Source organism: Pararoseomonas baculiformis, assembly GCF_017813395.1.
Taxonomy (GTDB): Bacteria; Pseudomonadota; Alphaproteobacteria; order Acetobacterales; family Acetobacteraceae; genus Roseomonas; species Roseomonas baculiformis.
On the sequence record NZ_JAGIZB010000012.1, the window covers coordinates 116,841 to 139,527 of the forward strand.

The 22,687-nt window shown below is 66.5% G+C and carries 16 protein-coding genes; 11 read left to right on the plus strand and 5 right to left on the minus strand.

The features are described 5' to 3' along the window. Positions 1 to 68 precede the first annotated feature (68 nt). From mdoH to J8J14_RS14035, 3 genes are all read left to right on the plus strand, one after another. A complete protein-coding gene (gene mdoH / locus J8J14_RS14025) occupies positions 69 to 1,688 on the plus strand; it encodes a glucans biosynthesis glucosyltransferase MdoH (protein ID WP_209380149.1) in 1,620 nt (539 codons plus the stop codon). Then, the gene (locus tag J8J14_RS14030) at positions 1,679 to 2,932 is read left to right on the plus strand and encodes an MFS transporter (RefSeq protein WP_209380150.1); all 1,254 of its coding nucleotides are present in this window, start codon (positions 1,679 to 1,681) and stop codon (positions 2,930 to 2,932) included. The genes mdoH and J8J14_RS14030 overlap by 10 nt, the downstream gene beginning before the upstream one ends. Positions 2,933 to 3,538: 606 nt before the next feature. Then, positions 3,539 to 9,229 carry a peroxidase family protein gene (locus tag J8J14_RS14035; RefSeq protein ID WP_209380151.1) on the plus strand — a complete coding sequence of 1,897 codons (5,691 nt, stop codon included), beginning with the start codon at positions 3,539 to 3,541 and terminating at the stop codon, positions 9,227 to 9,229. 161 nt (positions 9,230 to 9,390) lie between these two features. Here the strand turns inward: J8J14_RS14035 and J8J14_RS14040 are convergent, their stop codons facing one another. Beyond that, complete coding sequence (locus J8J14_RS14040) at positions 9,391 to 9,786, minus strand: hypothetical protein (RefSeq protein ID WP_209380152.1); 396 nt, start codon at positions 9,784 to 9,786, stop codon at positions 9,391 to 9,393. Between the two features lie 244 nt (positions 9,787 to 10,030). After that, complete coding sequence (locus J8J14_RS14045) at positions 10,031 to 10,336, minus strand: hypothetical protein (protein WP_209380153.1); 306 nt, start codon at positions 10,334 to 10,336, stop codon at positions 10,031 to 10,033. A gap of 458 nt (positions 10,337 to 10,794) precedes the next feature. Here J8J14_RS14045 and J8J14_RS14050 point away from each other — a divergent pair, with 458 nt between their 5' ends. Next, entirely contained in the window at positions 10,795 to 11,199 is a 405-nt protein-coding gene (locus J8J14_RS14050) for a response regulator (protein WP_209380154.1), read from the plus strand. Positions 11,200 to 11,245: 46 nt separating this feature from the next. On the opposite strand, the gene J8J14_RS14055 is transcribed toward J8J14_RS14050, so the two are convergent. Further along, positions 11,246 to 12,901: a PAS-domain containing protein gene (locus J8J14_RS14055; RefSeq protein ID WP_280842954.1), complete on the minus strand. Its 1,656-nt coding sequence runs from the start codon at positions 12,899 to 12,901 to the stop codon at positions 11,246 to 11,248. Positions 12,902 to 13,322: 421 nt separating this feature from the next. On the opposite strand from J8J14_RS14055, the gene J8J14_RS14060 reads away from it, so the two are divergent. Then, complete coding sequence (locus J8J14_RS14060; protein ID WP_209380156.1) at positions 13,323 to 14,186, plus strand: isocitrate lyase/PEP mutase family protein; 864 nt, start codon at positions 13,323 to 13,325, stop codon at positions 14,184 to 14,186. Positions 14,187 to 14,282: 96 nt separating this feature from the next. Here J8J14_RS14060 and J8J14_RS14065 read toward each other — a convergent pair whose 3' ends face one another. Further along, on the minus strand, positions 14,283 to 15,218 hold the full coding sequence (locus J8J14_RS14065) for a LysR substrate-binding domain-containing protein (protein ID WP_209380157.1): 936 nt from the start codon (positions 15,216 to 15,218) through the stop codon (positions 14,283 to 14,285). 202 nt (positions 15,219 to 15,420) lie between these two features. Here J8J14_RS14065 and J8J14_RS14070 point away from each other — a divergent pair, with 202 nt between their 5' ends. From J8J14_RS14070 to J8J14_RS14095, 6 genes are read left to right on the plus strand one after another with little or no spacing between them, the layout of a single operon-like run. Further along, positions 15,421 to 16,617, plus strand: coding sequence for a CaiB/BaiF CoA transferase family protein (locus J8J14_RS14070; protein ID WP_209380158.1), 1,197 nt, complete (start codon positions 15,421 to 15,423; stop codon positions 16,615 to 16,617). 23 nt (positions 16,618 to 16,640) lie between these two features. Continuing rightward, entirely contained in the window at positions 16,641 to 17,609 is a 969-nt protein-coding gene (locus J8J14_RS14075) for a tripartite tricarboxylate transporter substrate binding protein (protein WP_209380159.1), read from the plus strand. Next, on the plus strand, positions 17,606 to 18,121 hold the full coding sequence (locus J8J14_RS14080) for a MaoC family dehydratase (RefSeq protein WP_342452448.1): 516 nt from the start codon (positions 17,606 to 17,608) through the stop codon (positions 18,119 to 18,121). Before J8J14_RS14075 ends, J8J14_RS14080 begins: the two co-directional genes overlap by 4 nt. Continuing rightward, positions 18,096 to 19,931, plus strand: a complete 1,836-nt coding sequence (locus tag J8J14_RS14085) for an acyclic terpene utilization AtuA family protein (protein WP_245215769.1) — start codon at positions 18,096 to 18,098, stop codon at positions 19,929 to 19,931. The genes J8J14_RS14080 and J8J14_RS14085 overlap by 26 nt, the downstream gene beginning before the upstream one ends. Positions 19,932 to 19,943: 12 nt before the next feature. Continuing rightward, positions 19,944 to 21,110 carry an acyl-CoA dehydrogenase family protein gene (locus tag J8J14_RS14090; RefSeq protein WP_209380161.1) on the plus strand — a complete coding sequence of 389 codons (1,167 nt, stop codon included), beginning with the start codon at positions 19,944 to 19,946 and terminating at the stop codon, positions 21,108 to 21,110. Positions 21,111 to 21,123: 13 nt separating this feature from the next. Continuing rightward, complete coding sequence (locus tag J8J14_RS14095) at positions 21,124 to 21,924, plus strand: enoyl-CoA hydratase/isomerase family protein (RefSeq protein ID WP_209380162.1); 801 nt, start codon at positions 21,124 to 21,126, stop codon at positions 21,922 to 21,924. A 107-nt stretch (positions 21,925 to 22,031) separates the two neighbouring features. Here J8J14_RS14095 and J8J14_RS14100 read toward each other — a convergent pair whose 3' ends face one another. Next, a complete protein-coding gene (locus tag J8J14_RS14100) occupies positions 22,032 to 22,547 on the minus strand; it encodes an RlpA-like double-psi beta-barrel domain-containing protein (RefSeq protein ID WP_209380163.1) in 516 nt (171 codons plus the stop codon). Positions 22,548 to 22,687 lie beyond the last annotated feature (140 nt).

Consider the following 22,687-nt stretch of genomic DNA (forward strand, 5'->3'; position numbering starts at 1 on the left):
CTCGACACGGGCGCCGCCGGCATGGCCTGCCCCGCGCGACCGGCCGCGTGACGGCTTCCCTCGTAGGCATGCGCCGCGCCGACGCCGGGCGAGCCGCGCAGTCTCGCCGCCGCTGGATTTTCGCCGGCCTCGCCGCCGCCCTCATGCTCGGGTTGCTGGCCCTTGCCCTGCCCGTTCTGGCCGCCGGCGGCTGGTCGGTCTGGGAGGTGCTGATCCTTCTCTGCCTGTTGCTGAACCTGCCCTGGATGGGGCTGGCCGCCGCCACGGGCCTGGCTGGCCTCGCCATCCGCCTCCGCAATGCCACGCAGCCCGCGGAGCCGGACGCGCCGGTCGCCCTCTGCACCGCCGTGGCGGTCTGCGTGCGGAGCGAGACGATGGAGGAGGTGCTGCCGCCCCTTGGCCGGCTGATGGACGGGCTGGTGCCCCATGGCGACCGCTTCCTCCTCGCCATCCTCTCCGACACCTCCGATCCGGCCCATGCGGCCGCGGAGGAGGCCGCCGTCGCCGCCTTCACCGAGGGCCGCCCCGCCGGCTCCGTGCTCTATCGCCGCCGGGCCGAGAACACGGGCTACAAGGCCGGCAACGTCATGGACTTCCTCGACCGCCATGCCGGGGATTTTGAGTTGATGGTGCTGCTGGACGCGGATTCCGAGATGGCGCCGGATGCGGTGCTGCGCCTTGTCCGCGCCATGCAGGCCGAGCCGCGCCTTGCCATCCTGCAGCACCCCATTGCCGGCCGCCCTGCGCGTGCAGCCTTTGGCCGCCTGTTCAACCTGGGACACCGGGCCGGTGCCCGCAGCTGGACGCTGGGCCAGGGCTGGTGGCAAGGCGATGAGGGGCCCTTCTGGGGCCACAACGCCATCCTCCGCATCGCGCCCTTCCGCCAGCACTGCCGCCTGGATCCCCTGCCGGACGGTTCCACCATCCTCTCGCACGACCATGTCGAGGCGGCGCGCCTGCACGGCGCCGGATGGGTCGTCCGCGTGCTGCCCGACACGCGGGAGGATGCCGGCGGCTCGCTGGAATCGGCGCCGCCGCATCTGCTGGCCTTCCTGGCGCGGGACCGGCGCTGGGCGGCGGGCAACATGCAGTACCGCCACTTGCTGCGCGATCGCACCCTTGGCCCGCTCGGCCGCTTCCAGATGTTCCAGGCCCTGCTTCACTACCTGCTCGCGCCCGCCTGGTTCGCCCTCCTGCCGCTCGCCGCTCTCAATGCCGCGCTCGACGCGGAAGGAACGCCGCGCGGCGCGCTGATCGCGCTTCTCCTTCTCGGCTACTCGGCGCTGCATCTTCCGCGCCTCGGAGGCCATCTCGCATCGTTGCTGCAGGCTGCGCCAGGCGAGCGCCTCGCCTATTTCCGCGCGGCATTGTCCGAAACCCTGTTCCTCATCCTCTTCGAATCCATCACCGCAGCGCACAACACCCTTATCGTGCTGTCCCATGCGCTTGGCCTCCCGCATGGTGGGTGGCCGGCGCAGCAAAGGGCGGAGCGCCGCGTTGAATGGTTCGAAGCGGCCCGTCTTCTCTGGCCCCACACGGCGCTCGGCCTCGGCATCCTGGCGCTTCTTCTCGCCTCTCAGTCGGGTTTCGCCATCCTTGTCGGAATTCCCGCCGTCGCGGGGCTGGTGCTGGCGATACCGTTCTGCGTCCTGACTGCCGATCCGGGCCGGGGACGCGAATGGCACTGATGGCCTCGCCGGCCTGGCGGGCAACGCTGATCGGCTCGCTCTACGCCTGGCAGGGCCTGGTGGCGGGCTTCGCCCTCACCGCCATTCCGAACCACTACGCCGCTCTCGGCGCGTCCACCGCCGCGGTTGGGGCCCATGTGGCGACGGTCGGGCTTCCCTGGATCGTGCAGCCGCTCTGGGGACCGGTGGTGGACCGGTACGGCGGCTGGAGCATGGGCCGGCGTCGCTTCTGGGTCGTGCTCGCCTTCCTCGGATCCCTGCTGTCCCTCACCGGGTTGCTGCTGGTTGAGGACGACGGGACCGCCGCGGCGCTGCCCGCGATCAGCGCGGTGTTCCTGCTTCAGGGTGCCTTCGCGGCGCTGGCCGACACGGCCACGGACGCGATGATCATCGACCACATGCCGCCGGAGCGCCTGGGTGCAGCCAGCGCCGTGACACGCATCGGCTTTGTCGGCGGCAGCGCGGCCGGTGCGGTGTTCTTCGCCTGGGTGCTTGCATCCCATGGGCTTCGCGTGGCGGTATCCCTGTTGGTGTCTGCGGGCGTGCTGATGCTGCTGCTCCCGCTTCTTGTCCGGGAGAAGCCGGGCGAGCGGCTGCTTTCCGCCGCTGTCGTGCCGCGGACTGCGGGGCAGGAAACCTGGCGCGCTTCTGCTGGCGGATTTCTCGCCATCCTGGCCAGCCGCGACAGCGTGGCATGGCTCGCCGGCTGCTTCGCCATCGATGCTGCGGCGGCCGCCTTTGCCGTGCCACTCGGGGTCGAGTTGATCCAGGCGCGCGGTTGGACAGCGGAAGCGCTTTCGAACGCGCAGTCCGCCGCCGCGCTGACGGCGGGCACACTCGGCGCGCTGCTGGTGGGATGGTGGACCGACCGGCAGGGCGTGCGGCGGACGCTGGGTTTCCTTCTCGGGCTCTGCGCGGTGGCCCATATCGGAGCGGGGCTGCTGCTGCTTGCGGATAAACCGGGCCTGGTGCAGCTCGGCGGTCCAGCCGCACTCGCCCTCTCCACCATCGTCCCGGCCCTCGTCTTCGTGGCCCTCGCCCCCGCGGTGATGCGCAGGAGCCATGGTGCGCTCGCCGCCACGCGCTTCGCTGTCTTCATGGCGGCGCTGAACATGGGGAGTGTCGCGGGCGCGGCGGCCTCGGCCCAGCTGGTGTCTGCGGTCGGCCTTCCCGCTGTCGGGCTTGCGGCGGGCACGCTTTACGCGCTCCTCGCGATCGCATGGAGGATGCGCGGGGCGAGCTGACATGAACCTGTCCTTGGCACGGGACAGCACCAGGGCCTCACCACCTTCCCGGCCGCACCCGGCGGCCTACTTCACCCTGGTTAAGGTTCCCTGCTCCTGCCTGGGTGATGTCGGCCTCGCGCTCAGCGTCCCCCCGACTTGGTGGGATTGGCGTGTTGGTCCCCCGGTCCCCGAGACGCGGCGGGCGTCTTGATGGCACCAGGCGAAATGATGCCGGTTCATTTCTGTAACTATATCGATTGCGAAAGTTAATTTCGATTTCGTGATTTGTCTCATTTCCCGAACGACGTTCAAGTTAACCAATCGTAAGAAGAAAGCGCGCCGCAACTACCATTTGGTGGTGCGGATCAGCGAACAGGAATCGAGATCTAAGAAGTTTCTCGCGAAGGCACGAGAACCGGAGGCTTGTGTGCTCGGCGCATGCCACTGAGAAGGCGGACTATTAGGAAGTTACTACCCGTCAGAACGCCGCGTAACTTCGGGTGTCCGCCGAACGACTGCTGAAGTGACAAACATCTTCCGGCATCCGTCGGAAGTGCAGCGGAGGATCGTCTCAAAAAAGAGGCGAATTTCGTTGATCGAAACATCTGATGAGGGAACGGTTCGATGGTAAATCTCGTGAGGCATGACCTCGAGTTCATCCTGAAGCAGATCAAGATCGCGGAAGCACACTCCGCCGGTATTCCGCTCAGGGACATCCGGCTCGACGCCAGTGGCAATGTCATCACGGATCCCAATGCGCCAGCCGATCCCAACGGTGCGCCCGCCGTTCCTACCACCCTTTCTCCTTACGGGCTGAGGACCGTCGACGGGAGCTACAACAATCTCGTGGAAGGACGCGAGGAGTGGGGCGCCGCCGACCAGCCCTTCCCGCGTATCACCACGCCGGTCTACCGCAACGAGTCCGATGACAGCATCGTCTTCGGTGCCGGAACCCCTGGTGAAGTCGTCTTCACCGATGGCAATTACGGGGAATTCGGCGCTCCGCCTCCCGCATCGATGGGGCTCGGCGGCGGGACGGTGGTTGACGCGGATCCACGGACCATTTCCAACCTGATCGTGGACCAGACGCTGGAGAACCCGGCAGCCATCTACACGGCGCTGGCCCATGCCGGCGTAACGGGCCAGGCGATCACCACTGCGCTGAACGAGATCAGGGGCGCCTACGCGTCCGTAAAGGCCGCAACCATCGCCGAAGGGGCGGCCTCGGCCGACGACAAGCCGGCCGCCACGGCGGCGAGGGAGGCCGCCCAGGAGGCGCTCGACGTGCTCCTTGGGCAGCACGGCATCGAGATGGACGGCAAGAGTGTCGTCATTCCGAATGTGGCGCCCGATGAAGGGCTTTCGGCCCCCTACAACAGCTGGTTCACGCTGTTCGGCCAGTTCTTCGACCACGGCCTGGACCTGGTCACGAAGGGCGGCAACGGGACGATCTACATCCCGCTCCAGCCGGATGACCCGCTGTACAATCCGGCGACCCCGCACAGCAACTTCATGGTTCTGAGCCGGGCGCCATCCGATGCCGCGAACCTGACGACCCCCTGGGTTGACCAGAACCAGACCTATACCTCCCACTCGTCGCACCAGCTTTTCCTGCGGGAGTACAAGTTCTCCGTCGACTCCGATGGCGACGGCGTTGCCGACTCCCATCCGCTTTCAACCGGCAGGCTCCTCGAAGGTGACCGCGGGCTGGCCACCTGGGCCGATGTGAAGGAGCAGGCGAGGACGCTTCTGGGCATCAATCTCACGGATGCGGATGTCACCAACATCCCGCTCTTCGTCATGGACGAGTATGGCGAGTTCATCCGGGGCCCGAACGGACTCCCGCAGCTCGTCACCGGCCTGGGCGCCGACGGCAAGCCCGGCGGCGGCGACGATACCTTCATGGAAGGCAACCTTTCGAACCCGATCAGCACAGCCGGAGCGGTGCGGACCGGCCACGCCTTCCTGGACGACATCGCCCATGCGGCTGTCCCGGTGATCTCGGGCGGGGTCCTGCAGCAGGACTCCGACGACGACGTCGGATATTTCAACGCCGACGGGACGCCGGGCGGCGTCAATAGCCGTGGGTCCCAGACGGCCTATGACAATGAGATGCTCGACGCCCACTACATTACGGGCGACGGGCGCGGCAACGAGAACATCGGCCTTTCTGCCGTCCATCACGTGTTCCACTCCGAGCACAACCACCTTGTGGATCAGGTGAAGCAGCGGGCCATCGAGTCCGGCGATATCGCCTTCCTCAATGAATGGCTTCTCCAGGACCTGCCGGGCAACTTCACCCTGCCAACCCTCACCACACCTGCGGAAATCAAGGCTTTCGCAGACACATTGTCATGGGACGGCGAGCGCCTGTTCCAGGCGGCGCGCTTCACCACCGAGATGCAGTACCAGCACCTCGTCTTCGAGGAGTTCGCCCGCAAGGTTCAGCCGGACGTGGACGCCTTCGTGTTCAACGCGTCCGTGGACATCAACCCGGCCATCTTCGCCGAATTCGCCCATGTCGTGTACCGCTTCGGCCATTCCATGCTGAAGCAGGAGGTCGCGGCAACCAATGGCGACGGCACCGATGCCAGCATGGACCTGTTCGATGCCTTCCTCAATCCGCTGGCCTTCGGATCGGCCACGGTAAGCCACGAGCAGGCCGCCGGCGCCATCGTCCGCGGCATGACCAGCCAGGTTGGCAATGAGATCGATGAATTCGTCACGGACGTGCTGCGCAACCAGCTCGTCGGCATCCCGCTGGACCTCGCCGCGCTGAACATCGCACGCGGCCGCGATACCGGAATTCCGTCCCTGAACGCGGCCCGTGCCCAGTTCAAGGAGGCGGCGAATGGCGACACGCAGCTCGATCCCTACAAGAACTGGACGGATTTTGCGCTCAACCTGAAAAACCCGGCCTCGATCGTCAACTTCATCGCTGCCTATGGCACGCATAACACCGTCACCTCCGTCGACACGATCGCGGAGAAGCGTGATGCCGCGATGAAACTGGTCTTCGGCGATGCGAGCCTCAACGAGGCGGACCGAAAGGCCTTCCTCGGCGGTACCGGCATCTATGCGAACAAGCTGGGCGGGCTGGATGACGTCGACCTCTGGGTCGGCGGGATGGCCGAGAAGAAGATGGCCTTCGGCGGCATGCTGGGCTCAACCTTCTCCTTCGTTTTCGAGCTTCAGATGGAGAACCTGCAGAACGCCGACCGCTTCTACTACCTGTCACGCGTCCAGGGTCTCAACTTCCTCAACGAGCTGGAGAACAACTCCTTCGCCAAGATGGTGCTGAACAACACCGATCTGGGGGCATCCGGCTACGCGCTGCCCGGCGATATCTTCTCCGTGCCGGACCACGTCCTCTACATGGACAAGAATGTCCAGACGATGTTCGGGTACGTGGATCCCGAGCAGGAGGATCCGGTTCTCCAGGTGATATCTCCCATGGTGGAGCGCATCGACGAGAATAATGACGGGGTTGCCGAGTATATCCGCGTCAATACGAACGACCATGTGCTCATCCAGGGCACCGAGGAGGACGACACCATCATCGCCGGGGGCGGCGACGACTCGGTCTGGGGCCGTGGCGGCAATGACCGGATCGAGGCCGGGTACGGCGTTGACAAGATCCATGGCGGGGCGGGTGACGACATCATCACCAATTCCGGTACGGATATCGGTGAAGTGGATATGCTGCATGGCGAGGAGGGCAATGACGTCATCCATGGCGGCAGCGGCCTGGCGCTCGTCTTCGGCAACGAAGGCAGTGACTACATCATCGCCGGCCCTGATGGTAAGGAGGTCTTTGGTGGAACCGGGAACGACTTCATCCTGGGCGGCGAGGGTGACGACTTCCTGCTCGGCAACGAGGGCGATGACTGGATCGAGGCCGGCAACGGCTTCGACACGACGGCCGGCGACAATTCGGAGCTGAACTTCAACTCCTCTATCATCGGCCACGACGTGATGTTCGCCGGGCAGAACGAGCATGACTTCGACGCCGAGTCCGGCGACGACATCATGGTCCAGGGCGAGAGCGTCATGCGGAACGAGGGCATGTACGGCTACGACTGGGCCATCCACAAGGGCAACCAGGAGGCTGCCGACTCCGACCTCACCAGGCCCATCTTCACCACGGATGAGGAAGACATCCTGCGTGACCGGTTCGATCAGGTGGAAGCCCTGTCGGGCTGGGAGAAGAACGACGTGTTGCGCGGCGACAACCGCGGCGATCTGAACGCCGAGGCGCCGGCCGGGGGGGGCGATGATGGAGCCACCTTCGCACGAAACGAACTGTCCCAGGCAGGTGTCGACCGCATCGCCGGCCTGCGCCAGCTTCTTGGTGACCGGGTGGAGGCCGCGCCGACGACCGGTGACCTTGAGCAGGTGGTTGCGTTCGATAGCGGCAATATCCTGCTTGGCGGTGGCGGCAGTGACATCATCCAGGGCCGCGGCGGCGATGACTACATCGACGGCGATAACTGGCTGAATGTTCGCATCGGGATCTATAACAGCAATGGCGTTGAGATCGGGTCCGCCGACAGCATGACCGGCAAGGTCACCAAGGCGGGGCAGGATCTCTATGGCGGCGCCAGCCTCAACAGCCTGATGCTCAACGGAACCCTCAACCCGAGCCAGCTCAGGATCGTCCGCGAGATCCTGAACGGGAACATGCTCGGTGACATCGACACTGCGGTCTACAGCGGTGACGTCGCTGACTATACCTTCACCAGGAACCATGACCGGTCCATCCGCGTGGTCGGCAGTGACACCAATGCGGCGGGAGACATGATCCGGAACATCGAGCGGATCCGCTTTGTGGATCCGCTGAGTGGAGCAACGACTGCTGAGTTCGATATTCAGCAGCTGGTGAACGAGAACCAGTTGCTCACGGGCGGTCCGGGCAATGACACCTTCGACGGCTGGCTCGGGAACGACACCCTGATCGGCGGCGGCGGCACGGATACGGCCGTCTTCTCCGGGCCGGTCGGGAACTACAGCTTCGCGTTCAACGGGTTGGGCATCATTGTCTCGGACCAGGTCGGGACGGACGGTGTCGACAACCTCTTTTCGATCGAGCAAATGCGGTTCGGCGACCAGACGCTGATTATCCGGGCCGGAAGCAGCGCCGGCGGAACCACGGTGGGCGTGAACAATCAGGCCAACCTGCTACTCGGCTTCCAGGGCAATGACCGGCTGGATGCCAGGGCCGGCAACGACGTGCTCGTCGGCGGTCTGGGCAGGGATACCCTGATTGGCGGTGTTGGGGCCGATACCTTCCTCTTCAGCAGCGCTGCGGAGGCGGGGAACGGCACCGGTGTGACCACCGGGCGGGACATCATCATGGACTTCAATCGAGGCCAGGGCGACAGGATCGACCTGTCGGGCATCGATGCGGTCCTGGGAGGTGCCCATGATAGCTTCACCTTCATCGGTACGAACAGCTTCACCGCCGCTGGTCAGCTGCGATACTTCCAGGAGGGCGGAGCAACCATCATCGAGGGCAATCTCTCCGGAACCAGCGGGGCAGAGTTCCAGATCCAGCTTGCAACCCCGCTCACGCTGCTCGGAACCGACTTCATCCTCGGCGCCGTGCCTCCCACCGTGCTTGGCGGGAATGGCAACGACATGCTTCAGAGCGGGACCGGCGACCGGATCTTGGTCGGCGGCGGCGGCACGGATACGGCGGTGTTCGCCGGGCCGGTGGGGAACTACAGCTTCGCACTCGGCGGGACGAGCATCATCGTGTCCGACCTGGTCGGGACGGACGGGGTCGATATGCTCGAATCCATGGAGCAGATGCAGTTTGGTGGCCAGACGCTGATCGTCCGGGCTGGGAATGATGCCAGCGGCACGACAGTGGGCGTGAACAATCAGGCCAACCTGCTGCTCGGCTACGAGGGCAATGACCGGCTGGATGCCAGGGCCGGCAACGACGTGCTCGTCGGCGGCCTGGGGAGTGATACCCTGATCGGCGGCACTGGGGCCGATACCTTCCTCTTCAGCAGCGCCGCGGAGGCGGGGAACGGCACGGGTGTGAACACCGGGCGGGACATCATCATGGACTTCAATCGGGGCCAGGGCGACAAAATCGACCTGTCGGGCATCGATGCGGTCCTGGGCGGTGCCAATGATAGCTTTACCTTCATCGGCACGAACAACTTCACCGCCGCAGGGCAGCTGCGATACGTTCAGGAGGGCGGAGCAACCATCATCGAGGGCAATCTCGATGGGACCGACGGAGCGGAGTTCCAGATCCAGCTGGCGACGCCGCTCACCCTGCTGGCGACCGACTTCATTCTTTAGCCGCCACGTGTGGGAACAGCTAAACTTGGCCAGGGGCACCATGTTCGGTGCCCCTGGTTTTCGCGGTAAGGCCATCTTCGCCAATTGCGTGGGCACCTCGTCGCACTCGCCGGCACGGTGCTGGAGCCGGCCGGTCAACGCGTCACAGCTGCATGACGCCACTATGCCACCGTGTTCTGGATGTCCGGATCCTCACCCGGGTCGCGCTTCCCCTCCAGGAGGGCCTGATAGGTCTCGGCAAGACCTTCCGTGTCCTCCACGGTCGCGGTGAACACCACCTGCTCGTCGCTGCCCTGGAGGGCGATCACCAACTGGAATTCGAACATCGCCGAGGCGTCGCTCGGGGTCAGGCTAACGGCCATGCTGCCATGGATCCCCTCCATGGTGATCTCGAAACGGCCTGAGACGGCCTGCTTGTCAGCATGGGTTTCAACCTCCAATGCTTCCAGATCACGAGGCTGCTCCGTGACGGCAAGCCGCTTTCCGAGCTGGCTTTGTGTCGCTGCCTCTGCGATGGCCGCTGCCATGGCATTGAATTGCTCCAGGGGCGTGGGCATGGGATCGTCTCCGCGGTCGGTTCGGCAACGATAACGCGGCCGCGAAGCGAGAGACCGATAGGAACTGCGTCCCGCTCCCTCGCATGGCTTGCCGATGGCTGCCGCCCGCTGCTTCTGCCCTGGGAAGAAAAGGGCGGCAGCGCGACGTGAGCCATGGGCTGGTCGGGTAAGTCTTGTTCACCCCTGTTCGCGATTCCAGGGCCCTTTCACCGACAGCTCCGCACCGGCTTTCGAAGGGAGAGCCCTAGCTGTCCAGCTGCGCGAATTCCTCGACCACGCTGAAGCCTCTCGTCGCGACCGCGATGAAGTTGATCCACAACACCTGCGACAGAGCATGCAGGTCCTTGCTCTGCCCGCTACGCGCAGCGGCCTCCGAATAAGCGGACATCCACTCCCGCATGGCGAAGCTGTCGCGCAGCTGGCCCGCCAAGCCTTGCTCCCGGCTTTTCAGCACGATCCGCGAGGCTACGACGCCACGGCCCCATTTCGCACGCTGTTCGGGGGTCCGGCGTTGCCATTCTTCCGAGGTCTCGAAATCGATGGGGATCAACGGTCATCCTCCGGCCTGCCGCCTTTGCCTCAATACACGGCAGGCTGCCCTCCACTCCTCCAGCAAGTTTACGACGGCCGTGCGGACCGCGAAGGCTTAAGCCTTTCTCACACGGGCTTGTGTCAGCCGGCCTGCGTCCCTCCAGCGGGCTGAACCTCGACACTCTCGGGAGTGGCGCATGCCAAGCCCGGCTGGCCGCTTCGCGGCCGCTCCGGCGGTTTGCGTGGGGCTGCGCCTCGCCTGCACCTCACACGCCTGAATCGCTTCACTATTCATCTGCCTGCCGATCTAGATCTGCCAGTTTCAGGGCGGCACTCAGTGGAGAAATGCATAATCACGAAATCTTGAGGACCTGTTGTGATAGTCGAAGGCGCCCCAGGGCGACTAAATCAACTTACGGTTGTTGGATCTCTTGCTTCGACACGCTCTCGGAGTGAACAACATTGGGGACCGGGATCATGAGACGCCGCCGCGCCAGTGACGAGGTTGACCGCGGAGACATCAGCGTGCTCGTCGCAGAAGACGAGAGCGCCATTGCAGAAATGATTCAGGAAGTCCTGACTGACGAAGGGTTCCGCGTCACCGTGGCTGCGGATGGTGCACTTGCCCTGGAGGAGTATTCCAGGAATGAGTTCGATGTGCTCTTGACCGATGTGCGCATGCCGAACCTCGATGGCGTCGGCCTTGTCCGCCGTTTGCGGCAGATAGAGGCGGATCTGCCGATCGTTGTTCTGAGCGGCTACATGACCGGCAAAGATTTTGGAGATCTGAGGCAACTCGGGATTCCAGCCGAATCCATTTTGGAGAAGCCTGTGACTTTCACGCGCCTGCGCGATGCGTTGCGGACGGCTCTGGTAAGCTGAGGCCGCAGCAGCAGCGAAGGTTCAACCGCCGCCTGCTGGCGCTCTTTCAGGACCTGCCCGCATCGGCCGCTCGGGGCCGCGCATCAAGAGTAGCCCTGATCACCCCTGCAAGCTTCGGGATGGTGTAGGGCTTGGTGACATAGGCAATCTCCGGCCGCGTAAGGCTGCCACGCGGCGGCGTATCCGCGGGAACGCCGGACATGACGACAACGGGAAGATCCGGCCAACGCCGTTCCGTCTCCGTGGCAAGCTGCTGGCCGGTTACGCCCGGCAGCCCACGATCCGTGAGGAGCAGCTTGACCTCAGGCGTGTTCTCCAGAATCGTGAGGGCCGAGGATGCATCCTGGGCGCGCAGCACCCGGTATCCCAGAAGCTCAAGTTCCTCTGCCGTGTAGGCAAGAATGTCCGGCTCGTTCTCCACGACCACGATCGTCTCGCCGCGCCCGGCAAGCTGATCTCCTTCGGCCGAGGGATCTGCCGAGGGGTCTTCTGCCTGGGCAGGAAGACGTGGGAGATGGATGCTGACTGAGGTGCCGACCCCGAGTTCGCTTTCGATCGTGACATGGCCCCCGGCCTGCTTCACGAAATCCCTGACCTGGTAGAGGCCGAGCCCGGTTCCCTTGCCTGCCTCCTTGGTCGTGAAAAACGCTTCGCCCGCGCGCGCCATGACCTCCCGGGACATGCCGGTCCCGGTATCCCGGACGGTGATCTGGACAAACTCATTGCCAGGAACGGGGAAGGAAGCCGGCACGCTCTGGGTTCCGCGGGTGACCTTCGCCGTCTCGATCGTGACAGCCCCGCCGCGTGGCATGGCGTCGCGCGCGTTGATTACCAGGTTGAGCAGCGCGATCTCGAACTGGTTGATGTCGGCCATCACCATCCAGGGCTGGTCGACAAGGGCGAACTCCACCACGACCTTGCTGGCCGAGGACTGGCGGAACAGGTCCGACATTTCGGTGATCAGTGCGTTGGGATCGACGGGCTGCAGCTCGGGCTTCTGGCGCCGGGAGAAGGCGAGAAGACGCTGTGTGAGCGTCGTGGCTCGGCGTGCGCCTGTCCTGGCCCGCTCTATCGCCTGGCCAGCCCTGTCCAGGTCAAGATCCTTGAGCAACCGCTCGGCACGATCGAGATTGCCGAGCACGATCATCAACAGATTATTAAAATCATGCGCCACGCCCCCGGTCAGGTGGCCGAAGGCCTCCATCTTCTGTGCCTGCCGAAGCTGATCCTCCGCCTGCCGGCGTGCGGTGATATCGGTGTAGAGCGTGACGAAGCCCCCGCCTGGGAGCGGGTTGCGGCGCAACTCCATCACCTTGCCATTCGGCCGCTTCCGCTCGATCGCGCCGGTGCTTCCACCGGCCCTCAGAAGCGAGAGGCGGCGCGCGACCTCGGCTTCCACCTCCACCTCGCCGAACTCCCCCGCGAGAGCCTGGGCGCGAAGGATATCTTCGAGGGGAAGGCCCACCCGGAGCATGTCAGCCGGGATGCCCGTGAACTCGGGAAAGCGCGAGTTCCACTCCACCAGTCGCAGATCGGCGTCCATCATCATCACGCCGTCGCTCATGCCGGCCAGCACCGCTTGAAGGCGGCTGGCCTTGGCACCGGGAGGCTCCTGATCCGAGGCGGGGTAAGCGACATCAGTGGCTGCCGCGCTGCCTGGCGGCCGTCGCGATGGCAGACGGGATTTCACCGCCGACAGCATGGCCGAGCTTACGTGCTTCCACCCAGACACGGGAGAGCCCTTCTGTGCATTTGCGAACGTGCATTCAGTCCATCAGCGCAGGTTACGGGTGTGGCCAGGCAACTCAATGCCATAGGTTAACGAATGTTGCGTTCCACCTGCATGCACGGCTGCATGCAGCCACTCCGGTCGGTCAACCGCAGAAACGAACGCGGAAAGGTTCCGTTGCAACGCTTTGGACACATTGGCGGGGCATGTCGGCGGGCAATCCGCGACGGGCCGCAGGAGAGCGACACTGCGGCAAGCAGGAACGCCATGGCCCTGCGCCAAGCCGCCCCAGCTGCGGCCCATGCCTCGGCGCTTGCGCTCGGCGGCCTCCTGGCGTTAGCCAATGGTCGGCGCCCTGGCCAAAGCGGCCATGACACGCCTGGGGAAATGCTTCATGGAATGGACGAGCCGCCGTCAACGCTTCCGCGCGGTGTTGGGCGGGGAGCGTTGCATCCACCCGGCCTCGGTACATGATCCTGTTTCTGCTCGCCTCGCCACTGACCTGGGCTTCGAGACGGCTATCCTTGCCGGTTCCGTCGCGTCGCTCGCCGTGCTGGGGGCGCCAGATCTGATCGTCCTGACGCTGACCGAATTTGCCGAGCAGGCGCTGCGCATCAATCGTGCCGGTGCGCCACCGCTGCTTGTGGATGCCGATCACGGATACGGTAACGCGTTGAGCGTGATGCGAACGGTGCAGGAGCTCGAAACGGCCGGTGTCGCTGCGCTGTCGATCGAGGACACGCTGCTGCCCGCCCCATATGGCGGCGGCCCGGCGCGGCTGATCTCGCTGGAGGAAGGGGTGGGCAAGATGAAGGCCGCCATCGCCGCCCGCGAGGACCCGGGGCTCGTCATCTTCGCCCGGACCAGCGCGCTGGCCATCAGCGGTCTCAACGATGCCGTTTCGCGGGTGCGCGCCTTTTCCGGGCTAGGGGTCGATGGCATTTTCCTTATCGGTGCAAAGACGCGCGCCGAAATTGAGGCGATGCGGGCCGTGACCGACCTGCCCTTCGTACTGGGTGGAACTGGCGGCGAGCTTGCCGACACTGAATGGCTGGCTGCGCATGGGGTACGATTGGCACTGCAGGGGCATCAGCCCTTCCAGGCGGCCATCGCGGCGCTGCACGCGACGATGAAGGCGCTGCGCGACGGCACGAAGCCTTCAGAACTTCAGGGCCTCGCCTCCGCAGCCCTGGCGAAGCAGGTGACGCGCGAAAGCGACTACGCGCGTTGGACGACCGATTTCCTGGGCGGGGGCTGATCGCCATCCGGTGGCCTGTGGTGACGCATGGCGCGGAAAGGCTGGAGGAGGCACCACCGGAAAGGGTGGGACCGGGCCCATGGCACTCGCACTTTGTCACGCCGGGGTGGGATCGGCCCGCAACGCACGATCCAGGCTTCGGCCCACATCCGGCCCGAAGAAGCTGATCAGGTGGCGGGCATGGACACTCAGCGGCCGCCGGCGGTGGGCGCCGATATGGGTCACGGTCGAGGGAAACAGGTGCCGGGCGTTGATCGCGCGGAGATCACGGTCGTTGCTCCGGCTATAGGCAAGGTCGGCCACGATGCCGACGCCGAGCCCCGACCGGACATAGGTCTTCATGATGTCCACGTCGATCGCGCTGAGCACGATGTTCACCGACAGCCTGCTGGCCTGGAAGACGCCCAGGATGCCGGCCCAGGCTTCGAAAGCGGGGTCGTAGGTGATGATGGGATGGCTTGCGATCTCCTCCAGCCTGATCGGGCGCCGAAGACGCGCCAGCGGGTGGCCGGGCGGCGTCAGGACGAGGCGATGGACCTCGTAGCACGGGAGGAAGACCAGGTCCGGATAGGGCTGGCTGGGCAGGCCGGCGACGGAGATGTCGGCCTCCCCGTCGCGGAGCCAGTTCGCCACCTGGATACGGCTGCCCTGAAGTAGCCGGAGCTGGAGGGTCGGGAAGTCGCGCAGCAGGCGCTCGATCATGGCTGGCAGCACATAGCGGGCATGGGTGTCGATCGTGGCGATGGTGATGCTGCCTCGGTCACCGGCCGCCATGTCCCTCGCCGCGCGGTGCAGCTCGTCCACCTCATCCAGGATCCGGAGCACGGTGGGAAGCAGGGCACGCCCCTCCGGCGTGAGGTCGGATAATCGCTTCGCGCCCCGCACGAACAACGCTACGCCGAGTTGCCGTTCCAGTTCCTGCAGGTGCCGCGTGAGCCCCGGCTGGGAGGCGTTCAGCTGGCGCGCTGCGCGCGAGAGGCTGAAGCCCTGCGCCACCACTTCCCGCATCGTCCTGAGCTGGTGCAGCTTCATCGCGCGCCATCTTATGCTGAAACAGCATATCATTATGCAATCAAATTACTTCCCGACATATCCCGGGCCCGACATCCTCCCTCAGGACCGTCGGCCGGAGAGCCGGCGGCCGGGGAAATGTCGGAATGGTACAGCTTTCGGCCCGGAACCTCCGGGGCGCCGGTATGGGTAGGCGCGTTCAGCACCAGGGCCTGGCGCGGAGATGACGGGATCCGCTGGGCAGGAGCTTCCCCTGGCAGGGGTCCGCGTGCTCGCGCTGGAGCACGCCGTGGCAGCCCCCATCGCGACGCGCCACCTCGCCGACATGGGGGCAGAGGTGATCAAGGTGGAGCGGCCGGCGATAGGCGACTTCGCGCGCCGATACGACCAGTCCGTGCACGGCCTTTCCTCCTTCTTCGTCTGGCTGAACCGCGGCAAGCGGAGCCTGACGCTCGACGTGAAGAAGCCCGGCGCCGCCGGGCTGCTGGCCCGTCTCGTGGCACGCTCGGATGTCGTGGTGCAGAACCTGGCGCCTGGGGCTTCGGACCGGCTGGGGCTATCCTACGCGGCGCTCTCGCCCGCGCATCCCCGCCTCGTGCTTTGCGACATATCCGGTTACGGGCGGGACGGGCCTTACGCCTCCCGCAAGGCCTATGATCTGCTGATCCAGGCCGAGGCCGGGCTCATGAGCGTGACGGGAACGCCGGAGGCCCCGGCGCGGGCAGGCATTTCGGCGGCGGACATCGCCACGGGGATGTACGCCTATTCCGGGATCCTGGCCGCGCTGGTCCGCCGCGGGAACACCGGGCGGGGCGCGCACCTGCAGGTCACGATGCTCAACGCGGTGGCCGAGTGGATGGGCCACGCGCTCTACCAAGCGGCCTATGGCAGCGGGCCGCCCGCGCGGCTTGCCAGCGGGCATCCGAACATCCAGCCCTATGGTACCTACCGCACCGGGGATGGGGCGGTCATCCTCGGTATCCAGAATGACGGGGAGTGGGCAACCTTCTGCCGCGACGTGCTGGGCCGGCCCGAACTGGCCACCGACCCGCGCTTCGCGACGAATGTCGCCCGCGTCGCCAACGGCATGGAGCTGACGGCAGCGATCGAGGCGGTCTTCGCCGGGCTGGACAGCGCGGCGGTGATTGGGCGGCTTGATGCGGCTGGCATCGCCAATGGACGGCTGAACGACGCAGGGCAGGTCTGGGCGCATCCCCAACTGGCGGCGCGCGATCGCTGGCGCGAGGTGGGGACGCCAGGGGGGACGGTGCGTGCGCTGCTGCCGCCCACGGAGTTCGCCGATGTCGAACTCGCCATGGGCGATGTTCCGGCGCTCGGCGCGCACACGACGGCGATCCTGTCCGAGATCGGCTGCACCGAAGCCGAGATCGCCAACCTGCGAAGTACCGGGACAGTGTGAAGACAACAACGGGAGGACACAACATGGCCAAGAGACGTCAACTGCTCCTTGCCGGGGCGGGCGCCCTTGCTGCTCCGGGGCTCGCCCTGGCCCAGGATCCGGCGCGCAGCACACGCATTGTCGTGCCCTATGCCGCGGGAGGGCCAACGGACGTGCTCGCCCGCCTCTTCGCCGAGCAACTCGGCCCCGTGATCGGGCAGCGCGTGGTGGTCGAGAACCGCACGGGAGCCGGAGTCGTCGTCGGCACCGACGTGGTGGCGAAATCAGCGCCTGACGGGCAGACGCTCCTGCTCACCAGCGTCGCGCATGCGGTGAATCCTTCTCTTTTCCCCAACCTGCCCTTTGACACGGAGCGGGATTTCGCGCCCGCCGCCCTCATCGCCAGAGTGCCGCTCGTTCTGCTCGTCCGCAACAGCTTGCCGGTTCAGGACATGGCGGGCTTCCTGGCCTGGCTGCGGGCCCAGAATGGCCGTGCGACCTATGGCTCTTCCGGCGTCGGCGGCGCGCCGCACCTCGCGGCGGCGCTGCTGCTGATGATGACCGGGCTGGAGGCAGCCCATGTCCCGTATCGCGGCTCCGCGCCCGCCATGACCGATCTCGCCTCCGGCCGGATCGACTTCTACATCGATGCCGCGACTGGCGGGCTCGCGCACGCGAAGGCGGGAACGGCACGCGCCATCGGCTGGTCGATGGCGGCGCGCAGTCCCCTGGTGCCGGACCTGCCCACCTTCGCCGAGGGCGGCGTGCCGGGATATGAATGCTACACCTGGAATGTCATCCTCGTGCCCGCGGCGACGCCGCGCGACACGGTGCTCCAGCTCAACCGTGCCTTCGCCCAGGTCATGGCGATGCCGGCCCTCCGCCAGCGCGTGGCGGAGCTCGGCGGCGACGTGCCGGAGCCGGTGGCGCCGGAGGCTGTCGGCGCCTTCATCCGGAACGAGATCACCAAATGGCGGGAAGTGGTGCAGAAATCGGGGATGACGACGCAGTGAGCGGCGGGGCCGCGCCCTTCGACCCTCGCGGCCACCGCGTCGTCGCGGAGCAGCGCTGGTTCGACGACTTCCGTCTCGGCGAGCGCTTCGTGCTGCCGAGCCGGACGATGACGGAAGCTGTTTTCCTGGCCTTCCAGGCTGCAAGCGGTGACAACCACCCCGTTCACTACGACGCCGAGTATTGCCGGGCGCATGGCATGCCGGGAATGCTGGCACATGGCTATCAGGTCGCGATCCAGACGGTCGCGGGCGCGGGGCTGTTCCCGCATATGATCGAGGAATCACTGAAGGCCTTCCTGGAGCAGTCCAGCCGGTTCCTTCGCCCGGTCTTCGTGGGTGACACGGTCTATCCCGCGCTGACACTGGACGAGTTGGCGCCGAACCGGACCACCGGGGTCGTGGGGCTGCGCAGCACGGTCCACAACCAAAGGGGCGAGCTCGTGCTGGACGGGCGCCATCGCTATCTCCTGCGCAGGCGGCCCGCCCATGCCGGAGCTGCGCCCGGTGGGTGACGTGGTGCGTGGCGTGGTGCGGGTGGGCGGCGGCTCAGGCTTCTGGGGCGACACGCCGGAGGGCGCGGCGCAACTGGTCCGGCACGGCGATGTGCATTACCTCGTGCTCGACTACCTCGCCGAGATCACGATCGCGCTGCTGGCGCGTGCGCGCGAGCGCCGGCCCGAGCTGGGCTACGCGCCCGACTTGATCACGCAGGTGATCGGCCCCCTCGGGCGGGAGATTGCGTCGCGAGGCATCAAGGTGATCGCCAATGCAGGCGGCGTGAACCCGGCGGGCTGCCGGGATGCCTTGCTGCGCGAGATTGCGGCGCAGGGCCTGCCGCTGAAGGTCGCCGCCGTGCTCGGTGACGACGTGCTGCCCTTGCTGGGAGATCTACCTGCCCGCGCGATGGACGGGTCGGCGCCGGGCCCGCATCCCCCTTTCGCCACGGCCAATGCCTATCTCGGCGCTTTCCCGATCGCGGCCGCCCTCGACGCAGGGGCGGATATTGTCGTGACCGGGCGCTGCGCCGACAGTGCGATGACCCTCGGGGCGCTCATCCACGCGTTCCGGTGGGGGCCGGACGAGCTTGACCTCCTCGCGGCCGGCAGCATGGCCGGGCACCTGATCGAGTGCGGCCCGCAGGTGACAGGCGGCATCCTGACCGATTGGGAAACAGTGGCGGATGGCTGGGCCATGATGGGCTTCCCCGTCGCCGAGTGCCGTGCCGATGGCGGCTTCACCATCACCAAGCCGGCCGGCACCGGCGGTGCCGTGACCGTCGCCGGGGTGGCGGAGCAGCTTGGCTACGAAGTGGGCGACCCGGCGAATTATGTGCTGCCGGATGTGGTCTGCGATCTGCGGGAGGTGCGGCTGGAACAGCTCGGCCCCGACCGGGTGGCGGTTTCGGGCCTGCGCGGGCGCCCCCGCACCGACAGCTACAAGGTGAGCGCGACCTATCTCGACGGCCACCGCGCCACGGCCACGCTGCTGATCACGGGCCGCGATGCCGCGCGCAAGGCGCGCGCGACAGGGGAGGCGCTCCTCGCGCGGACGCGCCGCCTGATTACTGCCGCGGGATTCAGCGAACTGCGCGAGACCTCCATCGAGGCGCTGGGCGCCGAGGAGGGCTACGGGCCGCATGCGCGCCCCGTTGCCAGGGAGGTGGTGCTGAAGGTGGCGGTCCACCACGACAACGCCTGTGCCGTTGAAATCTTCGCGCGGGAGATCCACGCGGCGACGACGGCCATGGCGCCTGGCACGGCGGGCGGCCCGGCAGGGCGCCCGAAGGCGGTGCCGATGACCCGGCTTGTCTCCCTGCTGGTTCCGAAAACAGGCCTCTCGCCAGCCTTCGAGATGGATGGGGTGCGCCACCCCGTTCCTGTCCGCTGCGACGGGCAGGGCACTCCCGTGACGCAGCCACCCGGGGAACCGGCGGCGTCCGCCGCCACGGGCGAGCGGGTCTCCGCCGTACCGCTCGCCGCCCTTGCCCATGCCCGGAGCGGCGACAAGGGCGACCTTTCCAACATCGTTCTCATCGCGCGCCGGCCGGAGTGGCTGCCGGTGATCGCGGCGCAGGTCACCGGGAAGGCGGTCGCCGACTTCCTGCGCCACGCTGTCCGCGGACGCGTGGAGCGCTACGCCTGGCCCGGGCTCAACGGCTTCAACTTCCTCCTGCACGAGGCCCTTGGCGGCGGTGGCGTCTCGTCGCTGCGTTACGACGCCCAGGGAAAGGGGCTCGCCCAGGTGCTGCTGGACATGCCGGTGCAGGTGCCCGCCGCCTGGCTTGACGATGGCAGCCTGAGCCCGGATCGGCACATTCGATAAGGAACCCCGCACGTGGACTTCTCCTTGCCCGACGAGCTCTCCTCGATCCGTGACGCCGTGCTCCGGATCTGCGAGCGTTTCGGGGACGACTACTGGCTGGCGCGCGACATGGAGGGAGGTTTCCCCCACGAGTTCCACGCGGCCATGGCGCAGGATGGCTGGCTCGGCATCTGCATCCCCGAGGAATATGGCGGTGCCGGGCTGGGCGTGAGCGCCGCGGCGACGATGATGCTCGCGGTCACGGAATCCGGGGCGGCCATGGCCGGCGCCTCGGCCATCCACACGAATATCTTTGGCCTGCACCCTGTCGTGGTCTTCGGCACGGAGGAGCAGAAGGCCCGCATGCTGCCACCGATCGTCCGCGGCGAGTCCAAGGCCTGCTTCGGGGTGACGGAACCCAATACCGGCCTCAACACCACCCAGCTCAAGACACGCGCCGTCCGCAAGGGGGACCGCTACGTCGTCAATGGCCAGAAGGTCTGGACCTCCACGGGGCAGGTCGCGGACAAGATCATGCTGCTCGCGCGCACCACGCCGCTGGAGGAAGTCCGCAGTCCGACAGAGGGGCTGAGCCTCTTCTACACGACCATCGACCGGACCAGGGTGGATATCCGCGTCATCGAGAAGATGGGCCGCAAGGCAGTCGATTCGAACGAGACCTTCATTGTGGATTTCGAGGTGCCGGTGGAGGACCGGATCGGCGAGGAGGGCAAGGGCTTCCACTACATCCTCCACAGCCTGAATCCCGAGCGTGTGCTGGTCGCGGCAGAGGCGGTCGGCATCGGCAGGGCGGCACTCCGGAAAGCCACGGCCTATGCGAAGGAGCGCCAAGTCTTCGGCCGCCCGATCGGCCAGAACCAGGGGATTCAGCACCCGCTGGCGAAGAACTGGATGGAATTGGAAGCGGCCTATCTCATGACGATGCAGGCGGCCTGGCAGTACGACAATGGCCTGCCCTGCGGGCCCTCGGCCAATGCGGCGAAATACCTGGCCGCGGAGGCAGGCTTCGAGGCCTGCCAGCAGGCCGTGATGACCCATGGCGGCTTCGGCTATGCCAAGGAGTACCACGTGGAGCGCTATCTGCGGGAGGTGATGATCAACCGGATCGCTCCCGTCAGCCCGCAGCTCATCCTCTGCTTCATCGCCGAGAAGGTCCTCGGCCTGCCGAAGTCCTATTGAGCCGGAGGGAGCGATGAGCGGCGATTCGTCACCATACCGGAACTTGGTGCTCAAGGAGGTGGGCGACGGGGTGCTTCTTCTCACGCTGAACCGTCCGCAAGCGGCGAACGCACTCGACCGGCAGATGGCCACCGAGCTGGCCAGTGTTTTCGCGAGGCTCCGGGCCGAGCCCGAAGCCTGGCGCTGCGTCGTGCTGACCGGTGCGGGGGAGCGGGCCTTCTGTGCCGGCGCGGATTTGAAGGAACGCGAGACACTGGCCGGACCGGATGCAGAGGCGCAGTACCTCGCCATTGCCGGCGCGATCCGGGCCGTGCTGGAAAGTCCCGTTCCCGTCATCGCCGCGGTGAATGGCGCGGCCTATGCCGGCGGGCTTGAGATCGTCCTGTCCTGCGACTTCGCCTATGCGGCAGACACGGCTCGGCTTGCCCTCACGGAGGTCGCGATCGGCATCATGCCGGGTGGGGGCGGGACGCAGCTGCTTTCCCGCATCGCCGGCGAGCCTCGCGCGAAGGAGATCATCCTGACGGGGCGCCCTTTCTCCGCCACGGAGGCGCAGGCCTGGGGCATCGTCAACCGCGTCTGCCCGGGCGGGCAGGTCGTGGCCGAGGCCATCGAGACGGCCCGCCGTATCGCGAGCAATCCCCGCCTTTCCGTGAGCCAGGCGCGGCACGCCATCCATGCCGGTTTGCAGATGGACCTCGGTTCCGGCCTGCAGCTTGAGAGAGACGCCTACCAACGCCTTCTGACGAGTGCGGGACGAAAGGAAGGCCTCGCTGCCTTCAAGGAAAAGCGCCCGCCCCGGTTCGAAGGTTGAGGAACGCGCCTCCCCAGGCCATGACGGGCCATTCTGCGGCGCTGTGATCCAGGCGAGCTTACCCTTCCGTGCCGGCGGCTGCCTCACGCACAACCTTCCGCCGGCACTCAATCCTCGGGGCGGTCGCTGACAGGCGGCGGAGCAACGGTCCCCGCGAGGCGCGTTCCCTCGCCTAGCCTTATCGTGCCATCCGGTTGCGGCACCGCCAGGGGCGCCACGAGGATTTGTGCGCTTCTCTCCGTCACCCCCAAGGCGCGCGCGACCGGAGGCGTGATGTCGAGCAGCCGGCCCGCGCTGGCCGGTCCGCCGCCCAGGACCTGGACCAGGGTCGAACGCCCGTTCTGCAGGTTCTGCACCCGAGCCGTCGTGCCCTGCGGGAGGACGCCGCTGACGCCAACCGCGGGTCTGGAGGCAAGGGCCGGGTCGTCCAGGACCAAGGCCTCGGCCTGGCGCGCCTTGCCTGAGCGATCGAGGGCCTGCCTGGGGGGCTGCCTCGGGGCCGGGCGAGGCGCGATCTCGATGACGGCGCCGGCACTCTGCTCCCGCGGCGCAGCCATGCCCTGGCCGGCCGGCAGGAAGCCAACCAACAACAGAACCAGCCCCGCTGTCCTGCAACGCGTCATGCCCCTGTCCCCGGACGCAGAAGTGCTCGTGCGGATCTAATATGGGCTTTGGGAGGGGCGGCAACACCCGGGGGACGCCCGGAAGGCCAGGTCAGGAACCCCGCATGTGAAAGGCCGTCGCGGCCTCCTCGGGCTGCCTG

Excerpts from the sequence above, each read along its gene's own strand:
- mdoH (WP_209380149.1), top strand. The coding sequence starts at position 69 with ATGCGCCGCGCCGACGCCGGGCGAGCCGCGCAGTCTCGCCGCCGCTGG.
- J8J14_RS14030 (WP_209380150.1), top strand. The coding sequence starts at position 1,679 with ATGGCACTGATGGCCTCGCCGGCCTGGCGGGCAACGCTGATCGGCTCG.
- J8J14_RS14035 (WP_209380151.1), top strand. The coding sequence starts at position 3,539 with ATGGTAAATCTCGTGAGGCATGACCTCGAGTTCATCCTGAAGCAGATC.
- J8J14_RS14040 (WP_209380152.1), bottom strand. The coding sequence starts at position 9,786 with ATGCCCACGCCCCTGGAGCAATTCAATGCCATGGCAGCGGCCATCGCA.
- J8J14_RS14050 (WP_209380154.1), top strand. The coding sequence starts at position 10,795 with ATGAGACGCCGCCGCGCCAGTGACGAGGTTGACCGCGGAGACATCAGC.
- J8J14_RS14055 (WP_280842954.1), bottom strand. The coding sequence starts at position 12,901 with ATGCTGTCGGCGGTGAAATCCCGTCTGCCATCGCGACGGCCGCCAGGC.
- J8J14_RS14060 (WP_209380156.1), top strand. The coding sequence starts at position 13,323 with ATGGAATGGACGAGCCGCCGTCAACGCTTCCGCGCGGTGTTGGGCGGG.
- J8J14_RS14065 (WP_209380157.1), bottom strand. The coding sequence starts at position 15,218 with ATGAAGCTGCACCAGCTCAGGACGATGCGGGAAGTGGTGGCGCAGGGC.
- J8J14_RS14070 (WP_209380158.1), top strand. The coding sequence starts at position 15,421 with ATGACGGGATCCGCTGGGCAGGAGCTTCCCCTGGCAGGGGTCCGCGTG.
- J8J14_RS14075 (WP_209380159.1), top strand. The coding sequence starts at position 16,641 with ATGGCCAAGAGACGTCAACTGCTCCTTGCCGGGGCGGGCGCCCTTGCT.
- J8J14_RS14085 (WP_245215769.1), top strand. The coding sequence starts at position 18,096 with ATGCCGGAGCTGCGCCCGGTGGGTGACGTGGTGCGTGGCGTGGTGCGG.
- J8J14_RS14095 (WP_209380162.1), top strand. The coding sequence starts at position 21,124 with ATGAGCGGCGATTCGTCACCATACCGGAACTTGGTGCTCAAGGAGGTG.
- J8J14_RS14100 (WP_209380163.1), bottom strand. The coding sequence starts at position 22,547 with ATGACGCGTTGCAGGACAGCGGGGCTGGTTCTGTTGTTGGTTGGCTTC.